This window comes from Stenotrophomonas sp. 86428_Sma, assembly GCF_056481585.1.
This window is the reverse complement of sequence record NZ_CM151156.1, coordinates 2,823,497-2,839,248: the sequence shown is the minus strand read 5'-3', so window position 1 is coordinate 2,839,248 and position 15,752 is coordinate 2,823,497. Positions and strand designations below refer to the sequence as shown.

The 15,752-nt window shown below is 67.8% G+C and carries 15 protein-coding genes; all 15 read left to right on the top strand.

The annotated features are described in order from the left end of the window. Positions 1-12: 12 nt before the first annotated feature. The 15 genes from ACZK3J_RS13010 (at position 13) to ACZK3J_RS12940 (ending at position 15,728) form a co-directional block, all read left to right on the top strand. Complete coding sequence (locus tag ACZK3J_RS13010) at positions 13-477, top strand: Lrp/AsnC family transcriptional regulator (RefSeq protein WP_005409896.1); 465 nt, start codon at positions 13-15, stop codon at positions 475-477. A 541-nt stretch (positions 478-1,018) separates the two neighbouring features. After that, positions 1,019-1,699, top strand: coding sequence for an STN domain-containing protein (locus ACZK3J_RS13005; RefSeq protein ID WP_478058312.1), 681 nt, complete (start codon positions 1,019-1,021; stop codon positions 1,697-1,699). A gap of 16 nt (positions 1,700-1,715) precedes the next feature. Continuing rightward, complete coding sequence (locus ACZK3J_RS13000; RefSeq protein WP_032128154.1) at positions 1,716-2,246, top strand: RNA polymerase sigma factor; 531 nt, start codon at positions 1,716-1,718, stop codon at positions 2,244-2,246. Positions 2,247-2,315: 69 nt separating this feature from the next. Continuing rightward, positions 2,316-3,296 (top strand): FecR family protein, encoded by a 981-nt coding sequence (locus ACZK3J_RS12995; RefSeq protein ID WP_279913378.1) that lies wholly within the window; start codon positions 2,316-2,318, stop codon positions 3,294-3,296. A gap of 58 nt (positions 3,297-3,354) precedes the next feature. Beyond that, positions 3,355-3,906 carry a hypothetical protein gene (locus ACZK3J_RS12990; protein WP_134952120.1) on the top strand — a complete coding sequence of 184 codons (552 nt, stop codon included), beginning with the start codon at positions 3,355-3,357 and terminating at the stop codon, positions 3,904-3,906. Between the two features lie 120 nt (positions 3,907-4,026). Further along, positions 4,027-4,611, top strand: a complete 585-nt coding sequence (locus ACZK3J_RS12985; protein WP_012511258.1) for a hypothetical protein — start codon at positions 4,027-4,029, stop codon at positions 4,609-4,611. Positions 4,612-4,668: 57 nt separating this feature from the next. After that, complete coding sequence (gene gspG / locus ACZK3J_RS12980) at positions 4,669-5,106, top strand: type II secretion system major pseudopilin GspG (RefSeq protein ID WP_014037416.1); 438 nt, start codon at positions 4,669-4,671, stop codon at positions 5,104-5,106. 9 nt (positions 5,107-5,115) lie between these two features. After that, the gene (gene gspK, locus ACZK3J_RS12975; RefSeq protein WP_478475909.1) at positions 5,116-6,021 is read left to right on the top strand and encodes a type II secretion system minor pseudopilin GspK; all 906 of its coding nucleotides are present in this window, start codon (positions 5,116-5,118) and stop codon (positions 6,019-6,021) included. After that, positions 6,018-7,181 carry a type II secretion system protein GspL gene (gspL, locus tag ACZK3J_RS12970; RefSeq protein ID WP_478475908.1) on the top strand — a complete coding sequence of 388 codons (1,164 nt, stop codon included), beginning with the start codon at positions 6,018-6,020 and terminating at the stop codon, positions 7,179-7,181. Before gspK ends, gspL begins: the two co-directional genes overlap by 4 nt. Further along, the gene (gspM, locus tag ACZK3J_RS12965) at positions 7,178-7,705 is read left to right on the top strand and encodes a type II secretion system protein GspM (protein ID WP_032128120.1); all 528 of its coding nucleotides are present in this window, start codon (positions 7,178-7,180) and stop codon (positions 7,703-7,705) included. The genes gspL and gspM overlap by 4 nt, the downstream gene beginning before the upstream one ends. Beyond that, positions 7,702-10,068 carry a type II secretion system secretin GspD gene (gene gspD, locus ACZK3J_RS12960; RefSeq protein ID WP_478475907.1) on the top strand — a complete coding sequence of 789 codons (2,367 nt, stop codon included), beginning with the start codon at positions 7,702-7,704 and terminating at the stop codon, positions 10,066-10,068. Before gspM ends, gspD begins: the two co-directional genes overlap by 4 nt. After that, the gene (gene gspE, locus ACZK3J_RS12955; protein ID WP_049463072.1) at positions 10,065-11,498 is read left to right on the top strand and encodes a type II secretion system ATPase GspE; all 1,434 of its coding nucleotides are present in this window, start codon (positions 10,065-10,067) and stop codon (positions 11,496-11,498) included. The genes gspD and gspE overlap by 4 nt, the downstream gene beginning before the upstream one ends. Positions 11,499-11,505: 7 nt before the next feature. Continuing rightward, positions 11,506-12,705, top strand: a complete 1,200-nt coding sequence (gspF, locus tag ACZK3J_RS12950) for a type II secretion system inner membrane protein GspF (RefSeq protein WP_049463073.1) — start codon at positions 11,506-11,508, stop codon at positions 12,703-12,705. Positions 12,706-12,976: 271 nt separating this feature from the next. After that, on the top strand, positions 12,977-14,152 hold the full coding sequence (locus ACZK3J_RS12945; RefSeq protein ID WP_049463074.1) for a substrate-binding domain-containing protein: 1,176 nt from the start codon (positions 12,977-12,979) through the stop codon (positions 14,150-14,152). 400 nt (positions 14,153-14,552) lie between these two features. Then, complete coding sequence (locus ACZK3J_RS12940; RefSeq protein ID WP_049463623.1) at positions 14,553-15,728, top strand: substrate-binding domain-containing protein; 1,176 nt, start codon at positions 14,553-14,555, stop codon at positions 15,726-15,728. Positions 15,729-15,752 lie beyond the last annotated feature (24 nt).

Below are 15,752 nucleotides of genomic sequence, written 5' to 3'. Positions count from 1 at the left end.
CGGTGAAATTCCATGCAGTACCAGCTCGACAACCTTGATCGCCGCATTCTCGACGCCCTGCAGCGTGACGGACGCCTGCAGAACCTGGAGCTGGCCCGGCAGGTGGGCCTTTCGCCCTCGGCCTGCCTGCGGCGGGTGCGGCTGCTGGAGGAAGGCGGCTACATCGACCGCTACGTTGCCCTGCTGAATGAGGCCAAGGTGGGGCGTGGCTTCACGGTGTTCGTGCGGGTCTGGCTGCGCGGGCAGGACGAGGACACCACCAATCACTTCATCAACAGCATCAAGTCTTTCCCGGAAGTGCTTGAATGCCATCTGATGGCGGGCGACTGCGATTTCCTGCTGCGGGTGGCGGTGGCGGATCTTGATGCCTACCGGCAGTTCCAGATGCAGCACCTGAACCGGATTGCCGGGGTGCAGAACACGAAGACCGAGATTCCGATGCAGCGGATCAAGCAGACCACCCAGCTGCCGCTTTGAGGGATGGGGTTTGCGGCCGGGTTGCACCCGGCACCCGCGGTAGTGCCGGCCGCTGGCCGGCAACCTCAGGAGCAACGGCCGAAGCAACAGCGTGCATTCCGTGGGATGGCGGGGTGGGTCCGGTTGCAGGGGACGCTGCAAGTACGTCCATGTAAGCTCGGTCGCCGCATCCATGCGGCTCACGCCCCCCGCAACCGAACCCACCCCGCCTTCGACAGATTTCCGCGATCTGTCGGAACGGCATGAGCTGCTCTTGGTGGGTGTCGACCTTGGTCGACACGTTTTGGCCGGCACGGGGTTGGATCCCGTTGCTGCGCAACGGGCTCTGACCCCACGCCTGGAGGATATGGTCTGTTCGATTCTTTGATGCCTGATCCGTGACTGGCTCCAGGAAGGCTGGCCCGACGGTCGGCCGCGGGCAGCGGTCATCGCAATGACATGTGCCCCCGGTACGGTTTGAGCCCGCTTGCTGGTCGTGCGCGGGCCGGGGTTCCGGTCGTGGCGCGCGTCCACTGCAGCTGCTGTCGCTGCCGAGGGTCATGTGTTCTACGTCAGGGGGCTGAATGGACACCATGCGGTCAGAACTTGGAAAGTGGCCATCGCCGCATGGCTGCTGCTGTCCTTTGCCGCTGCCGCGCAGGACGGTGTTCATGCCTACGACATCCCTGCGCAGCCGCTGGAACAGGCGGTCGAGCGCTTCAGTGTCATCAGCGGGTGGTCGGTGATGTACCCGGGCGATCTTGCCGCCGGCCGTAGCAGCCATGCGCTGCGCGCCAGCCTTGCGCCGCTGCCTGCCTTGCAGATGCTGCTGCAGGATTCCGGTATCGAGGCCGAGGTGATCGGCGAGCAGCGCGTGGTGCTGCGCCGGGGCACGCCCGCGGCAGCCGAACCCGGTATTGGCGCCGAGCTCCCGGATGCCGAGCGTCGGCGACGCTATGGCGGCCTGCAGCAGCGGCTGCGTGCGGCGTTCTGTGACGACCCCGAGATCGCGCCCGGCCGCTATGCCGCAACGCTGCGCTTCCGCGTCGACGGCGAAGGCCGGGTGCAGCAGCCCGAGCTGCTGTCGGGTAGCGGAAGTGCCCGCCGCGATGCGCGCCTGCTTCACGCGCTGCACGGCCTGGTACTGGCGCCCGATGCCGCCGCGCTGCCGCAGCCGGTGACGCTGCAGATCCGACCTTCCGGCACCGACCACGACTGTGGCCGGCGCGCGCCCCTTCCATGACTTCAAGGATTCGAACATGAGCAACGGTACGGCTGGGGCAGTTGACCTGATGGACCACCTTCTGGGGGCCTACGACGAGCTGAAGCGCCGCCTGGTACGCAAGCTGGGCTCGGAAGAACTGGCCGGGGATGCACTGCAGGACACCTGGATGCGCCTGAGTGCGCGCCGTGACCGCCTGGATGCGGTGCAGAACCCCGCGGCCTACCTGCTGCGCATGGCGATGAACACGGTGATCGACCGCCAGCGTGCCGACCACCGCCTGCTGAGCCTGGAAGAGGTGGATACGCTGATGGAGATGGCCGACCCGGCACCGGGCCCGGCGCAGGCGGCCGAACTGGATTTCGCGCTGGAAGACATGGTCGGCCTGCTGCAGCGCATGCCCGAGCGCCGACGCCGCATCCTGCTGGCGATCCGCGTCGATGGCCTGCAGCAGCGCGACGTCGCCGACCAGCTGGGCGTGTCGCTGCGGCTTGTGCAGCGCGAGCTGAAAGCGGCCCAGGACTACCTGGCCGAGCGCAGTGGACAGGGGCGTCAGGTGCGGTTCTGAGCGACGGCATCCGTCTACACTTTGACGCCGAGCAGAACCCCGCAGCGTGCGGGTCCGGCATGAGCCCCCATGGATCCTGACGATCGCCCGCAACGCCCGCTGGATGCCGTCGAGCGTCAGGCCCACGCGTGGGTGGTGCGGCTGACCTCGGGCGAGGCCACCGCCGCCGATGGGCGCAGGTTCCGCGAGTGGTGCGAGGCTGATCCGCGTCATCGCGAAGCATTCGGCCGTGCGCGCCGGCAATGGGAGCAGGTACGCCTGGCAGGCGAACAGCTGCCCGCCGCTGCGCGCCAGCCGGTCGCGCCGACGCCGTCCCAGCGCTGGAGCCGGCGCGCCTTCCTGGGCGCCGCGATTGCCGCACCGGCCAGCCTGGTGGTGGTGGCGGCGATCCGCCCGCCGCTGGGGCTGTGGCCCTCGGTGACGGCGATGGCGGCCGATTTCCACACCGGCACCGGTGAGCGACTGCAGATCGCGCCCTTGCCGCTGCTGAAGATCGAACTGGATACGCAGAGCAGCCTGCGCCGTCGTTCGGACACGCAGGGCGAAGGCTTCGAGCTGGTGCAGGGCCAGGCCGCGATCGAAACCCAGGCAGGCCTGCGCCTCGCCCTGTTCGCGGGGCCGGGCTGCGTGATCGCCGATGAAGGTGCGGTGCGCCTGGACGTCCGCAACACCCACGGCCAGGTACGGGTGACCTGCCTGCAGGGCAGCGCCCGCATCGAGCACCCGCAGGGCCGCCTGCAGCTGCAGGCGGGCCAGCAGACCCAATACGACGAGCGCCTCAGTGGCGTGGTGGCCGAAGCCCTGGCCTCGGAAGTGAGCGCCTGGACCGAGGGCATGCTGGTGTTCCGTCGCGCTCCATTGCGCGAGGTGGTGGATGAAATCAACCGCTACCGCCGCGGCAAGGTGCTGCTGGGCGAATCGGCATTGGCGCGGGCCCCGGTCAGCGGTCGCTTCCGCATCGATGATCCGGACGCGGCGCTGGAGCAGCTGCGACTGACGATGTCGCTGGATCTGCGTCGCTTTCCGGGTGGCATTGCCGTCCTTGGTTAGATGAAGACGCTGGCCGTGCGCGCCGTGCAGGGCTGTTGCAAGCAAGGAGACGCCAAGGATGCGCAACGAGACCATCGGTGTGCTGGATCTGCGCCGCAACCTGTCGGCGCTGCTGGAAACCACGCAGCGACGGCCTTTGATGGTGCATCGCTATGGATCGCCGTGGGTGTGCGTGGTATCCGATGCGCAATGGCAGCAACAAGCAGTGCTGCTTGAGTTCGATCCGCAGTCACACCCGTTGGCGATGCTGCTGCGCCTGCAACAGCAGGCTGTGCCGTTGCCCGAAAGTGGCGTGTTGCCGCCGGCGGCGATCGCCCGTGCGCTGCTGCTGGCAGACATGCATGGCATCGATGATCTTCCGCAGCTGCACGAGCAGGTTCAGCAGCAGCGCCTGTGGCACTGGTTTGTGGCCGGCGGCCATGGCGTGATGGACGGCTGGCAGCTGCCAGCGCTGCGTGTCGCGATGGCGTCATGGCTGGATGACGCAGGCATGACCGATGTGCTGGCGGCGTTCGCGCAGCGCAGCGACGTGGCGGTGCTGGCGCGGCGATGCGGTGGCGACGCACCACGGCTGGATCGCGAAACCTGCAGGCGGATGACGTTGCTGTGACGCTGCGGATGAAGCGCCACCCAGTGCACAGAGTTGCATTCGCGTTGTCGCTTCACCTGCCTTGTCGACGTCTTCTGCAGAGTACGGCGCACCACGCGTCGCGGAGCACAGGCGGCGCTGATGGCAGACAGTCGCAGGATCAACATGCTGGAACTGGATCGCCACCTGAGCCAGTCGCTGGAACAGGCGCGGCATGCACCCTTGAACGTGCAGCGCTACGGGCATTCATGGGTCTGGGTTCTGTCCAGCGACGCCTGGGCCGACGCCGCGCGCTGGGCTGCACTGGACAGTTCGTCGCATCCGCTGCTGGCATTGCGCAGGGCGCTCGACCCGCAACTGCGGCCCTGGCCCGAATGTGCGGCGGCGCTGCTGCCGCTTGAGGCCGGTGATGTGCGCGTGCTGCAACGCGCGGCATTGCTGGTGGTGATGCGCGGCCTGAACAGCGCGCAGCGCGTGTACGACGACCTGCGCTACCACCAGGCCTACCGGCAGTTCATCGGCCTCGACCACGGCACGGCCTGGTCGCCGATGCAGTGCGTACGCCTGTTGCAGGCCTGCGCACATCCACTGCTGCGGGCCTGTATCGACGACACGCTGGGCAGCCTTCCATCTCCGTTGCTTGAAGCGGCGTGTGCGCCAGCGGTACGTGCTGCACCGCTGCAGGCACAGCCGCAGCGAATAGCAGGCGGATGTTTATCGTACTGACACATGCACCGCTGACCATGGCGCAGCGGTCTCTTCCAGGATGACGAGGGCGGAACAATGGCAAGGCAGGTGGGTGGTCGCAGGGCTCGGCAGCAGGGCTTCAGCCTGATCGAGATCATGGTGGTGGTGGTGATCATCGGCATTCTCGCGGCATTGATCGTGCCGCGGTTGATGGACCGTCCCGACCAGGCGCGCGTGGTGGCGGCGCGCCAGGACATCGCGGCGCTGATGCAGGCGTTGAAGCTGTTCAAGCTGGACAACGGGCGCTACCCCAGCGCCGAACAGGGCCTGCAGGCGCTGGTGAAGCCGCCGCAGGGCAGCGGTGCGATGCCGGTGACACCGTATCTGGATCGCCTGCCGAATGACCCATGGGGCCATCCGTACCAGTACCAGATTCCCGGAACCCATGGCGACATCGATGTGTTCTCGCTGGGTGCGGACAGCAAGCCCGGTGGCGACGCCGGGAACGCGGACATCGGCTCCTGGCAGCTGTGAGGCGTGCAGATGACAGCCCGGACGCGTTCGGTCCCGTGCACCCGCCAGCGCGGCATGGCGGTGATCGTCGCCATGCTGGTGGTGGCATTGGTGGCGGTGATTGCCACTGCACTGCTGACCCGGCAGTCGGCACAGCTGCGTGCGCTGCGTGGCGACCAGCTGCGTGCGCAGGTGCGCATGGCGGTCGATGCCACCCTGGAGCGCGCGGCGCAGCAGCTGCGTGACGATGTAAAGGAGCAGTTGACCACGGTGCGCAGCGGCCGTTGGGCGCGTCCACTGACGCTGCAGGCGCCGCTGCCGGTGCAGCTGCAGCTGGTCGATGCACAGTCCATGTTCAACCTGCGCAACCTGCTGGCCTATGGCAAGCCGGACCCGGAGGCACGGCGCGCGTTCATCGCGCTGTGTGCCGGGCAGGGCCTGGGGCAGGGTGCCTGTGCATCTGCTGCCGATCACATCCAGGCGAGGCTGCGTGATGGCGACCTGCAGGCGCAGGCGCCGTTGCCGCGTGAATCGCTGATCGAGCAGGCCCTGGCGGGCGCCGACCCAGTGGCGGTGCAGGCACTGGCACGGCGCACCGTGGTGCTGCCGGCCCAGACCCTGGTCAATGCCAACACCAGTGACATCAGCGTGTTACAGGCGGTCACTCCCGGCGTGGAGCCGAGGCGCCTGCAGGCGCTGCTCGGTGAGCGCGACGGTGGCCATTGGCTGCTCAACCGCGGCGATATCGCCAATCGACTGCAACTGAGCAACGCGCAGATGGCCGTGGTGCCGCTTGGCATTCATAGCGAGTGGTTCCTTGCCGTCGGCCAGGTACAGGCCGATGGCAATGCGGTCGACTTCCGGGCCCTGATCTGGCGCGAGTACCGCGATGACAGTGTGCGCGTGCAGCGTGTGTGGACGAGGATTGGAGCATGAGCGTGCAGCTGAGGGTGCGCCTGCCGGCGCTGGAACACCTGCGCGCCGACAGTACGGTCGAGTGGGCGCAGATGCACAAGGGTGGGGTGCTGGTCCATGGCCGCGAGGGCTTGGCCGTGCTCGGGCAACGTCATCCGCAGGCCGAGGTGCTGGCCTGTCTCGATCCGCAGGACCTGATCCTGCTGGAACTGCAGCTGCCGCCACTGTCCGGCCGCAGGCTGCAGGCCGCATTGCAGGGCGAAGTAGAGGCGATGCTGCTGGATGACCTGCAGGAGGTCGCGTTGGCACACGGTGCACAGGCGGCGGACGGCACGGTTCCGGTGGCGTGGCTTGGCCAGCAGGCCGTCCTGCAGGCGCAACAGCTGCTGGCTTCATGTGCACTGCAGCTGCAGGCACTGTACCCGACCCCGCTGCTGCTGCCGTGGCAGAACGGCCAGGCAACGCTGCAGGCTGCCGGCGAGCATTTACTGGTGCGCTGCGGGCGCGATCGGGGTTTTGTGCAGTGGTGCGGTGGGCGCGACACGGCGGCGGTGCTGCAGTCGCTCGCGACGCGTCTTCAGCAATCCGGGGTGCAGGCCGTGCAGTGGATCGACAGCGTGCCGTTGGCGTGGCCGGAGAACCTGCCGGCCACCGTGGTCGCGCATGAACGGCAGGCCAGCGGACCCGTGCCAGCGTGGTCGTTGCCACTGCCTGGTCGCAGCAGGCAGGCACCACGCGTGGCGATCGGCCTCGCATTGGCGGCGGTGTTGCTGGCTGCGCTTGGGCTGCAGCTGCAGGTCTCGCGCTGGCGCAGCGAGGGCGAGGCGTTGCAGCAGGACATGGCGCGGCAGTTCAGCTCGCACTTTCCGGAGATCACTGATGTGGTGGACCCGGTGCTGCAGGCGCGGCGCGCGCTGGCCGTGCCGTTGCCGGCGCCGCCGTTGCCACCGGTGCAGCGGCAGGTCGCAACGACGCTGCAGGCGATTCCGGAGTTGGGCGGCCAGGTGCGCGGCCTGCGCTATCAACCCGGCCAGCTGGAACTGGAGCTGGACGCCGATGCGCAGGCGGTAGCCGATGACGCGCAGCGGCTGGAGCAGTGGCAGCAGGCGGCGCAGGCGCAGGGCCTGCAGATGGCGCGCGAGGCCGGTGGACGCCTGCGCGTGAGCGGGGGCGGACAGTGACCGCCAGAGCCGTGCGCCTGGGCGAGGGTGTGGCCGGTCTGCAGCGACGCTGGCAGCACCTGCCGCCGCGCGACCGCTGGATGCTGTGGGTGATGGTGCTGGCGCTGCTGGCAGCGGGGCTGTGGTCATTCTGGCTGGAGCCGCTGCTGAAACAGCGTGCGCACTGGCAGGCTGAGCTGCCGCGGCTGCAGGCGCAGGCGCGCGCACTGGCGCCGCTGCTGCGTGCACGCGAACGCCAGCAGCAGGTGCAGGGGCAGCGCCCGACGCTGGCCGCGCTGCGTAATGGAATCAAGTCCGCCGGCCTCGCCGATGGACTGCATGTCGAAGCACGCGACGGGCGTTGGCACCTGCAGGTGCAGGCCGTACCTGCTGACGCACTGTGGAACTGGCTGCTGCCCGTGCTGGCCGATCCGGCCATCGAACTGCAGCAACTGCAACTGACACGCACAGGGGATGCGAACATGCCGGCGGCACGGATATCCGGAAACATCGTGATGGCACTCACTGCGGGTGGCCATTCATGAGGGCGATGCGCAGCCTTGCCTGCAGCACTGTACTGGCCCTGATCGTGGGTGGCGCTCACGTTGTTGCACCGGCACAGGCGCAGGACGCCCGCGATGAACCGGTGCAGTTGAACCTGGTGGATACCGATATCGGCGGCGTACTGCGCATGGCGGCGCGCTTCACCGGTCGCCAGTTCCTGGTCGACCCGCGGGTGACCGGCAAGATGACCGTGGTCTCTGATGGCCCGGTCAGCCGTACCCAGGCGTACCAGTTGCTGCTGGGCGCGCTGCGCATGCGTGGCTTTGCCGTGGTCGAGAACGGCGGTGTCAGCCGGGTGGTGCCGCAGGCCGAGGCCAAGCTGCTCGGTGGCCGTGTGGGCGCGGGCGGGGCCGGCGGCGAGGTGGCCACGCGCACCTTCGCGCTGCGCTACGAGAACGCAGCCGCGCTGGTGGCGGTGCTGCGGCCGATGATCAGCCCGGACAATCCGATCACCGCCAACCCGGGCAACAACACCCTGGTGATCACCGACTATGCCGACAACCTGGAGCGCATCGCGAGGGTGATCGCCAGCGTCGATACACCGGCCGGCATGGACACCGATGTGGTGAAGCTGCAGCAGGGCATTGCCGTTGACGTGGCAGCGATGGTCGCGCCGCTGCTGGATGCGCAGGGCGCAGAGCCCAGCCAGAAGGTGGTGGTGATGGCCGACCCCCGCAGCAACAGCGTGCTGCTGCGTTCCAGCAGCCCGGGCCGAACGCGCCTGGCGCGGCAGTTGGTGGAGAAGTTGGACCGCGCGCAGGACGAGTCCGGCAACCTGCATGTGGTCTACCTGCGCAATGCCCAGGCCAATCAGCTCGCCGGCGTGCTGCGCGGCGTGGTGGCCGGGCAGAGCGATGCACCGGCAATGGGCAGCAACGAAGGCATCACGCCACTGCCGGGTGACGCCAACCGCGCCACACCGTCGCAGCCGTCGCAGCCGCAGCAGGCCAAGACCGGTGGCAATGCGCTGGAATCGCAGCGGCTGGACCCGAACCGCCGCGACCCGATCGATGCCGGCAGCACCGGTTTCAGTCAGAACGGCATTTCGGTGCAGGCGGACGTGGCCACCAACACGCTGCTGATCTCGGCACCGGAACCGGTGTACCGCAACCTGCGGCGGGTGATCGACCAGCTCGACCAGCGTCGTGCACAGGTGCTGGTGGAAAGCCTGATCGTGGAGGTCAACCAGACCGACGCGGCCGAACTGGGCGTGCAGTGGATGCTGGGCAATGGCCGCACCTTCGGCGGCACCACCGGTGGCAGCGGGCTGAACACCACCGCACGCACCACTCTGGACGTGCTGCCCAAGGATGGCCTGAAGATCGGCGTGATCGACGGCACCATCAACCTGCCCGGCGTCGGCCAGATTCTCAACATGAAGGCGTTGGCCAACGCGCTGCAGAGCAAGGGCGGTGCCAACATCCTGTCCACGCCGAACCTGATGACGCTGGACAACGAAGCGGCCAGCATCATGGTCGGCCAGACCGTGCCGTTCGTCAGCGGCCGCTACGTGACCGACGGTGGTGGCGGCAGCAACAACCCGTTCCAGACCATCGTGCGCGAGGACGTGGGCCTGAAGCTGCGGGTGCGCCCGCAGATCTCCGAGGGCGGCACGGTGAAGCTGGACATCTACCAGGAAGTCAGCAGCATCGACGCGCAGAGCGCGAACAGCACGGCCGGCATCATCACCAACAAGCGCGCCCTGGATACCAGCGTGCTGCTGGACGATGGCCAGATCATGGTGCTGGGTGGCCTGCTGGAAGACAGCGTCAGCCATGGCCGTGATGCGGTGCCGGGGCTGGGAAAGATCCCGGTGCTGGGTGCCTTGTTCCGCAGCGACACGCGCAAGCGCGCCAAGACCAACCTGATGGTGTTCCTGCGCCCGCACGTGGTGCGTGATCCGGCCGCCGGCCAGCGCCTGACCCGCGACCGCTACGACTACATGCGCAACGCGCAGGCCGGTGCGCAGCCGGTGCAGAGCTGGGCGCTGCCGGCGCTGTCGGCACCGCAGCTGCCGCCGCAGGACCTGTCTGTACTCGGCCAGGGCAATGCGCGCGATGGCCAGGGCCAGCCGCTGCAGAACAGCAGCCTGGCGGCGCTGTACCCGTCTGGTGGCGGCGATGCGCAGCTGGTGCAGTTCGCGCAGGGGCTGGACCCGGCGCGTGCCAGCCAGGGCGTGGCGCAGGTGCGGGCACTGGGCCTGCAGGCCTATGCCGAAGCGACGCCCGGCGAGAGCGGGCAACGCCTGCGCGTGCGATTGCCGCGCGATCCGGCGACGCTGGACCCGGCGCTGCAGCAGCTGCGCGGGCTGGGCTACACGCCGGAACTGGTGATCGGGCCGTGAGCGCCGCCGCACCACTGCCGTACGCCTGGGTGCGCAGCCATGGCGTGATGCTGTCCGAAGTTGGCGGCGAGTCGGTGCTGCTGGGCACCGCCGACACCGCGGCGTGGGCTGTGGCCGAACTGCGCCGACGGCATGGCCCGCTGCCGTTCCAGGCGCTGGATGCAGCGACCTGGCAGCAGCGGCTGGGTGAGCAGTACCGTGACGGCGGCGATGCCGCTGCCCTGGTCGGGGCTGCTGAAAGTGAAGTGGATCTGGACCGGCTGATGCAGGACATGCCGGAAGTCACCGACCTGCTGGACGCGCAGGACGATGCGCCGGTGATCCGCATGATCAACGCGCTGCTGGCACAGGCCGCACGCGATGGCGCCAGCGACCTGCACATCGAGCCATTCGAGACCCACTCGGTGGTGCGTTACCGCGTGGACGGCACCCTGCGCGACATGGTGCAGCCGCGGCGCGCACTGCACGCGGCGCTGGTGTCGCGCATCAAGATCATGGCCCACCTCGATATTGCCGAGAAGCGCCTGCCGCAGGACGGGCGCATCGCGATCCGGGTGGGGGGGCGGCCGCTGGATATCCGCGTCTCCACGGTACCGACCGGGCATGGCGAGCGTGCTGTGCTGCGCCTGCTGGAGAAGGATGCCGGCCGTCTGCAGCTGCAGCGCCTGGGCATGGCCGATGACACCCTGGCTACGTTCACCGGATTGATCCGGCAGCCGCACGGCATCGTGCTGGTCACCGGCCCGACCGGCAGCGGCAAGACCACCTCGTTGTATGCGGCGCTGGGCCAGCTCGACAGCAGCACCAGCAACATCCTCACCGTGGAGGACCCGGTGGAGTATGACTTCGCCGGCATCGGCCAGATCCAGGTCAACGCGCGTATCGGCATGAGCTTCGGCACGGCGCTGCGCGCGATTCTGCGCCAGGACCCGGACACCATCATGATCGGTGAGATCCGCGACCTGGAAACCGCACAGATTGCGGTGCAGTCGTCGCTGACCGGCCATGGCGTGCTGGCGTCCCTGCACACCAACGACGCGATCTCGGCGGTGACCCGCCTGGCCGACATGGGCGTGGAACCGTTCCTGCTGGCCTCGTCGCTGCGCGGCGTGCTGGCGCAGCGGCTGGTGCGGCGGCTGTGCACGCAGTGCCGGCGCGCCGAGGTGGACGGCGAGGGCCGTACCGTGTGGCGCGCGGTGGGCTGCGCGGCCTGTGCCAACAGCGGCTACCGGGGGCGTACCGGCATCCACGAGCTGTTCGTGGTCGACGATCGCGTGCGTGCGCTGATCCATGAAGGGCAGGGTGAACCTGCGCTGCGCGAGGCTGCGCGGCGTGCCGGCATGCGGACCTTGCGCCAGGACGGCCAGCGTTGGGTCGACAGCGGGGTGACCACGCTGGAAGAGATCCTGCGCGTCACCGGCGACGACTGAGGCCTGCATGGCACTGTTCGACTACCAGGCTGCCAACGCGCAGGGCCGCATCGAGAAGGGTCAGCTGGACGCCGACAGCCCGCGCGGCGCACGCCAGCTGCTGCGCGGTCGCGGGCTGACACCCGTGCAGGTCAGCGCGGCGCGCGGTGCGGGCAGTGGCTGGGGCGCCCGCCGGCTGTCTGCCAGCGAGCTGGCCTGGGCCACGCGCCAGCTGGCCAGCCTGCTGGCCGCGAGCCTGCCGTTGGAAGCCGCATTGACTGCGGTGATCGAACAGGCCGAGCGCCCGCATGTGGCCCAGGCACTCACCGCCGTACGCGCCGACGTGCGTGCCGGCCAGCGCCTGACCGTTGCGCTGGCCGCGCGGCCGCGCGATTTCCCGCCGATCTATCGGGCGCTGGTGGGCGCAGGTGAAGACTCCGGTGACCTGGCGCGGGTGATGGAGCGACTTGCCGACTACATCGAAGAACGCAACGCGCTGCAGGCCAAAGTACTGACCGCCTTCATCTACCCAGCGGCAATCAGCCTGGTGTCGGTGGCGATCGTGATCTTCCTGCTCAGCTACGTAGTGCCGCAGGTGGTGACCGCGTTCGTGCAGGCACGGCAGACGCTGCCGATGCTGACCCAGGTGATGCTGGCGGCCAGTGCATTCGTTCGCATCTGGGGAGTGTGGGCGGGGCTCGGCATCGCTGCGTTGGTGGTGGCATGGCGGTTGGCTCTGCGCAGGCCCGAGCTGCGCCTGCGCTGGGACGCGATGTTGCTGCGGGTGCCGATGGTCGGTCGTTTCGTACTGGGTGTGAACAGTGCGCGCTTTGCCTCGACCCTAGCGATCCTGCTGGATGCCGGCGTGCCGCTGCTGCGTGCACTGGAAGCGGCGCGGCAGACGCTTGGCAATGCGCTGCTGGCGCGTTGCGCTGATGACGTGTCCGCGCGCGTACGCGAAGGTGCCGCGCTTGGCTCTGCGCTGAAGGTGCAGAAGGTGTATCCGCCGATTCTCGTGCATCTGGTAGCCAGTGGCGAGAAGACCGGCGCATTGGCGCCACTGCTGGATCGCGCGGCACAGACGATCTCGCGCGAGATCGAGCGCCGCGCGATGGCACTGACCGCGTTGCTGGAGCCGACCATGATCCTGGTGATGGGCGGCGTGGTGCTGACCATCGTGCTGGCCGTGCTGATGCCGATCATGGAAATGAATCAGCTGGTGCAGTAGATCCACGCCATGCGTGGATGGATCAACCGACGCGCGACATGGGCGGCACATCCACGCATGGCGTGGATCTACTGGTGCCTGGATTTCTCCACACAATCCTCCACACCTTTTTTCGATCTTCCACAGGTTTCTTAAGCGGCCTGTCATCGGCACGGACCAGCATAGTCACGTCGTCGCAGAGCGGGCTGGGAGGCCCCTGGCGACAGCAGGCGTGCAATGACCGTTCCTCCCTTGGCGTTTCCCTTCGCAGTAAACCCTTCAGGAGAAGATCATGACCAAGTACAAGACCCTGGCCGCGCTGGTTGCCACCGCGCTGCTCGCTACCGTGGGCGCCGCGTCGGCGCAGACCGTTACCGGCGGCGGTGCATCGCTGCCGGCCGACCTCTACAAGGGCCAGGCTGACAGCATCCTGCCGGCCAACTTCAGCTACGCCGTGACCGGTTCGGGCACCGGCAAGAAGGCGTTCCTGGAGAACAATTCGGCGCTGTTCTCGACCACCGGCACCGTCCATTTCGCTGGCAGCGACTCGGTGCTGAGCGCGACCGAACTGAGCACCTACACCACCAACTACAACCAGTCGACCAATGCCAACCGCTACGGCGCGCTGATCCAGGTGCCGTCGGTGGCCACCTCGGTGACCATCCCGTTCAACAAGCCGGGTTCGGCCGTCAACCTGAGCGTGGCGCAGATCTGCGGCGTGTTCTCGGGCGCGATCAGCGACTGGTCGACCATCGACGCCAACCGCAGCGGTCCGATCCGTGTGGTCTACCGCACCGAGAGCAGCGGAACCAGCGAAATGTTCACCCGCTTCCTGGCTGCCGCCTGCGCCGCCGAGCCGGCTGCGACCTCGAACCTGGTCGGCGGCACGTTCGCCGTGAAGTCGACCTTCGCCGACCTGTACAAGCGCGATGCCAACAACAATCTGCCGGCCTTCCTGGTTGCCGCGCCGGCCACGGGCGGCACCTCGCTGTACAACGCTGTCTATGCGGCGGATGGCCGCATCGGCTACGTCGGCCCGGACGTGATCCCGAGCCTGACCGATGCGACCAAGGTTGCCAAGGTCAAGGGCTTCTCGCCTGACCAGGTGAGCGTGCAGGCCACCCTGGATACTGTCGCTCCGCCGACCGGCACCGCTGCCGAGAACCCCGCCAACTGGGTGCCGGTGTTCGGCAACCCGTCGGCCGGCTATCCGATTGCCGGCTACACCAACCTGGTGATCGGCCAGTGCTACAAGGATTCGGCGGTTGCCACCAGCCTGCGCGGCTTCCTGGCCCGTCACTATCCGGCGACCTACCCGGCGGCCTACGAGGCGTCGATCACCGGCCATGGTTTCATCCCGCTGACCAAGGCCTGGCGCGATGCGATCCGCAACCGCTTCGTGCTGGCCAGCAGCGCGGCCGGCCTGAACAATCCGAGCACCTGCTCGGGCATCGGCCGTCCGCTGTAATCCGCAGCACCGCGTGAACCCAGCTTGACCCGGCGCCGGCCCCTATGGCCGGCGTCGCCATTTCCGCCGTGCGGCGTGCAACGTCATGGTCCGCTGCACGCTGTCGGCTTCATGTCACGCGAACCGTCTATCAGTGGCAGGGCATGCGTTGCGCGTGTCTCCGATCACCGCCGCCGGTGCGGTCCAGTGCGCGGTCACTCGCATCAGGCGAATGCACGGCGTCGGACGCCTCCAGCTGCGGTTGGTGGTCCGGCAACACGGGGCTGCGCTGCAGAGCTCGCGTAGGCACGAATGAGGATGGACGTGTCCTCATGCAGCGGGCTGGGAGATGACAGTAGGCGTGCAGTAACGGTACCTCCCTTGGCGTTTCCCTTCGCAGTAAACCCTTCAGGAGAAGATCATGTACAAGTACAAGACTCTCGCCGCGCTGGTTGCCACCATGCTGCTCGCTACCGTGGGCGCCGCCTCGGCGCAGACCGTTACCGGCGGCGGTGCCTCGCTGCCCGCCGACCTCTACAAGGGTTCGGCCGACAGCATCCTGCCGGCGAACTTCAGCTACGCCGTGACCGGATCGGGTACCGGCAAGAAGGCGTTTCTGGAAAACAATTCGGCGCTGTTCTCGACCACCGGCACCGTCCATTTCGCTGGCAGCGATTCGGTGCTGAGCAGCGCCGAGCTGAGTACCTACACCACCAACTTCAACCGGCCGACCAACGCCAACCGCTACGGCGCGCTGATCCAGGTGCCGTCGGTGGCCACCTCGGTCACCATCCCGTTCAACAAGGCCGGTTCGGCGGTGGACCTGAGCGTGGCGCAGATCTGCGGCGTGTTCTCGGGTGCGATCAGCGACTGGTCGACCATCGACACCGACCGCAGCGGCCCGATCCAGGTCGTGTACCGTCCGGAAAGCAGCGGAACCAGCGAGATTCTCACCCGATTCCTTGCCACTAACTGCGCCCGTGAGCGGGCTGAGACCTCGAACCTGGTGGGCGGCACGTTCGCCATCAAGTCGACCTTCGCCGACCTTTACAAGCGCGATGCCAACGGCAGCCTGCCGGGGTTCCTGGTGGCCGCCCCGGCCACCGGGGACACCTCGCTGTACAACGCTGTCTACGCGTTTGAAGGCCGTATCGGCTACGCCGGGCCGGACGTGATCCCGAGCCTGACCGATGCGACCAAGGTCGCAAAGGTCAGAGGCTTCTCGCCGGATCGGGCGCAATGGGAATTCATCCTGACTGTTTTCGATCCTCCGTCCGGCATCGCTGCTCAGGACCCTGCCAACTGGGCTCCCTACATGGGCAATCCTTCAGTCATCTACCCCATCATCGGCTACACGTACCTCTTGATTGGTCAGTGCTACAAGGATCAGACGGTTGCCAATAAGCTGAGGGGTTTCCTGGCTCGCCACTATTCGGCGGCCTACCCGGCAGCCTACGAGGCATCGATCACCGGCCATGGCTTCGCCCCGTTGCCCAAGATGTGGCGCGATGCGATCCGCAACCGTTTCGTGCTGGCCAGCAGCACAGCCGGCCTGAACAATCCGAGCACCTGCTCGGGCATCGGCCGTCCGCTGTAATCCGCAACACCGGTTGAACTCTGT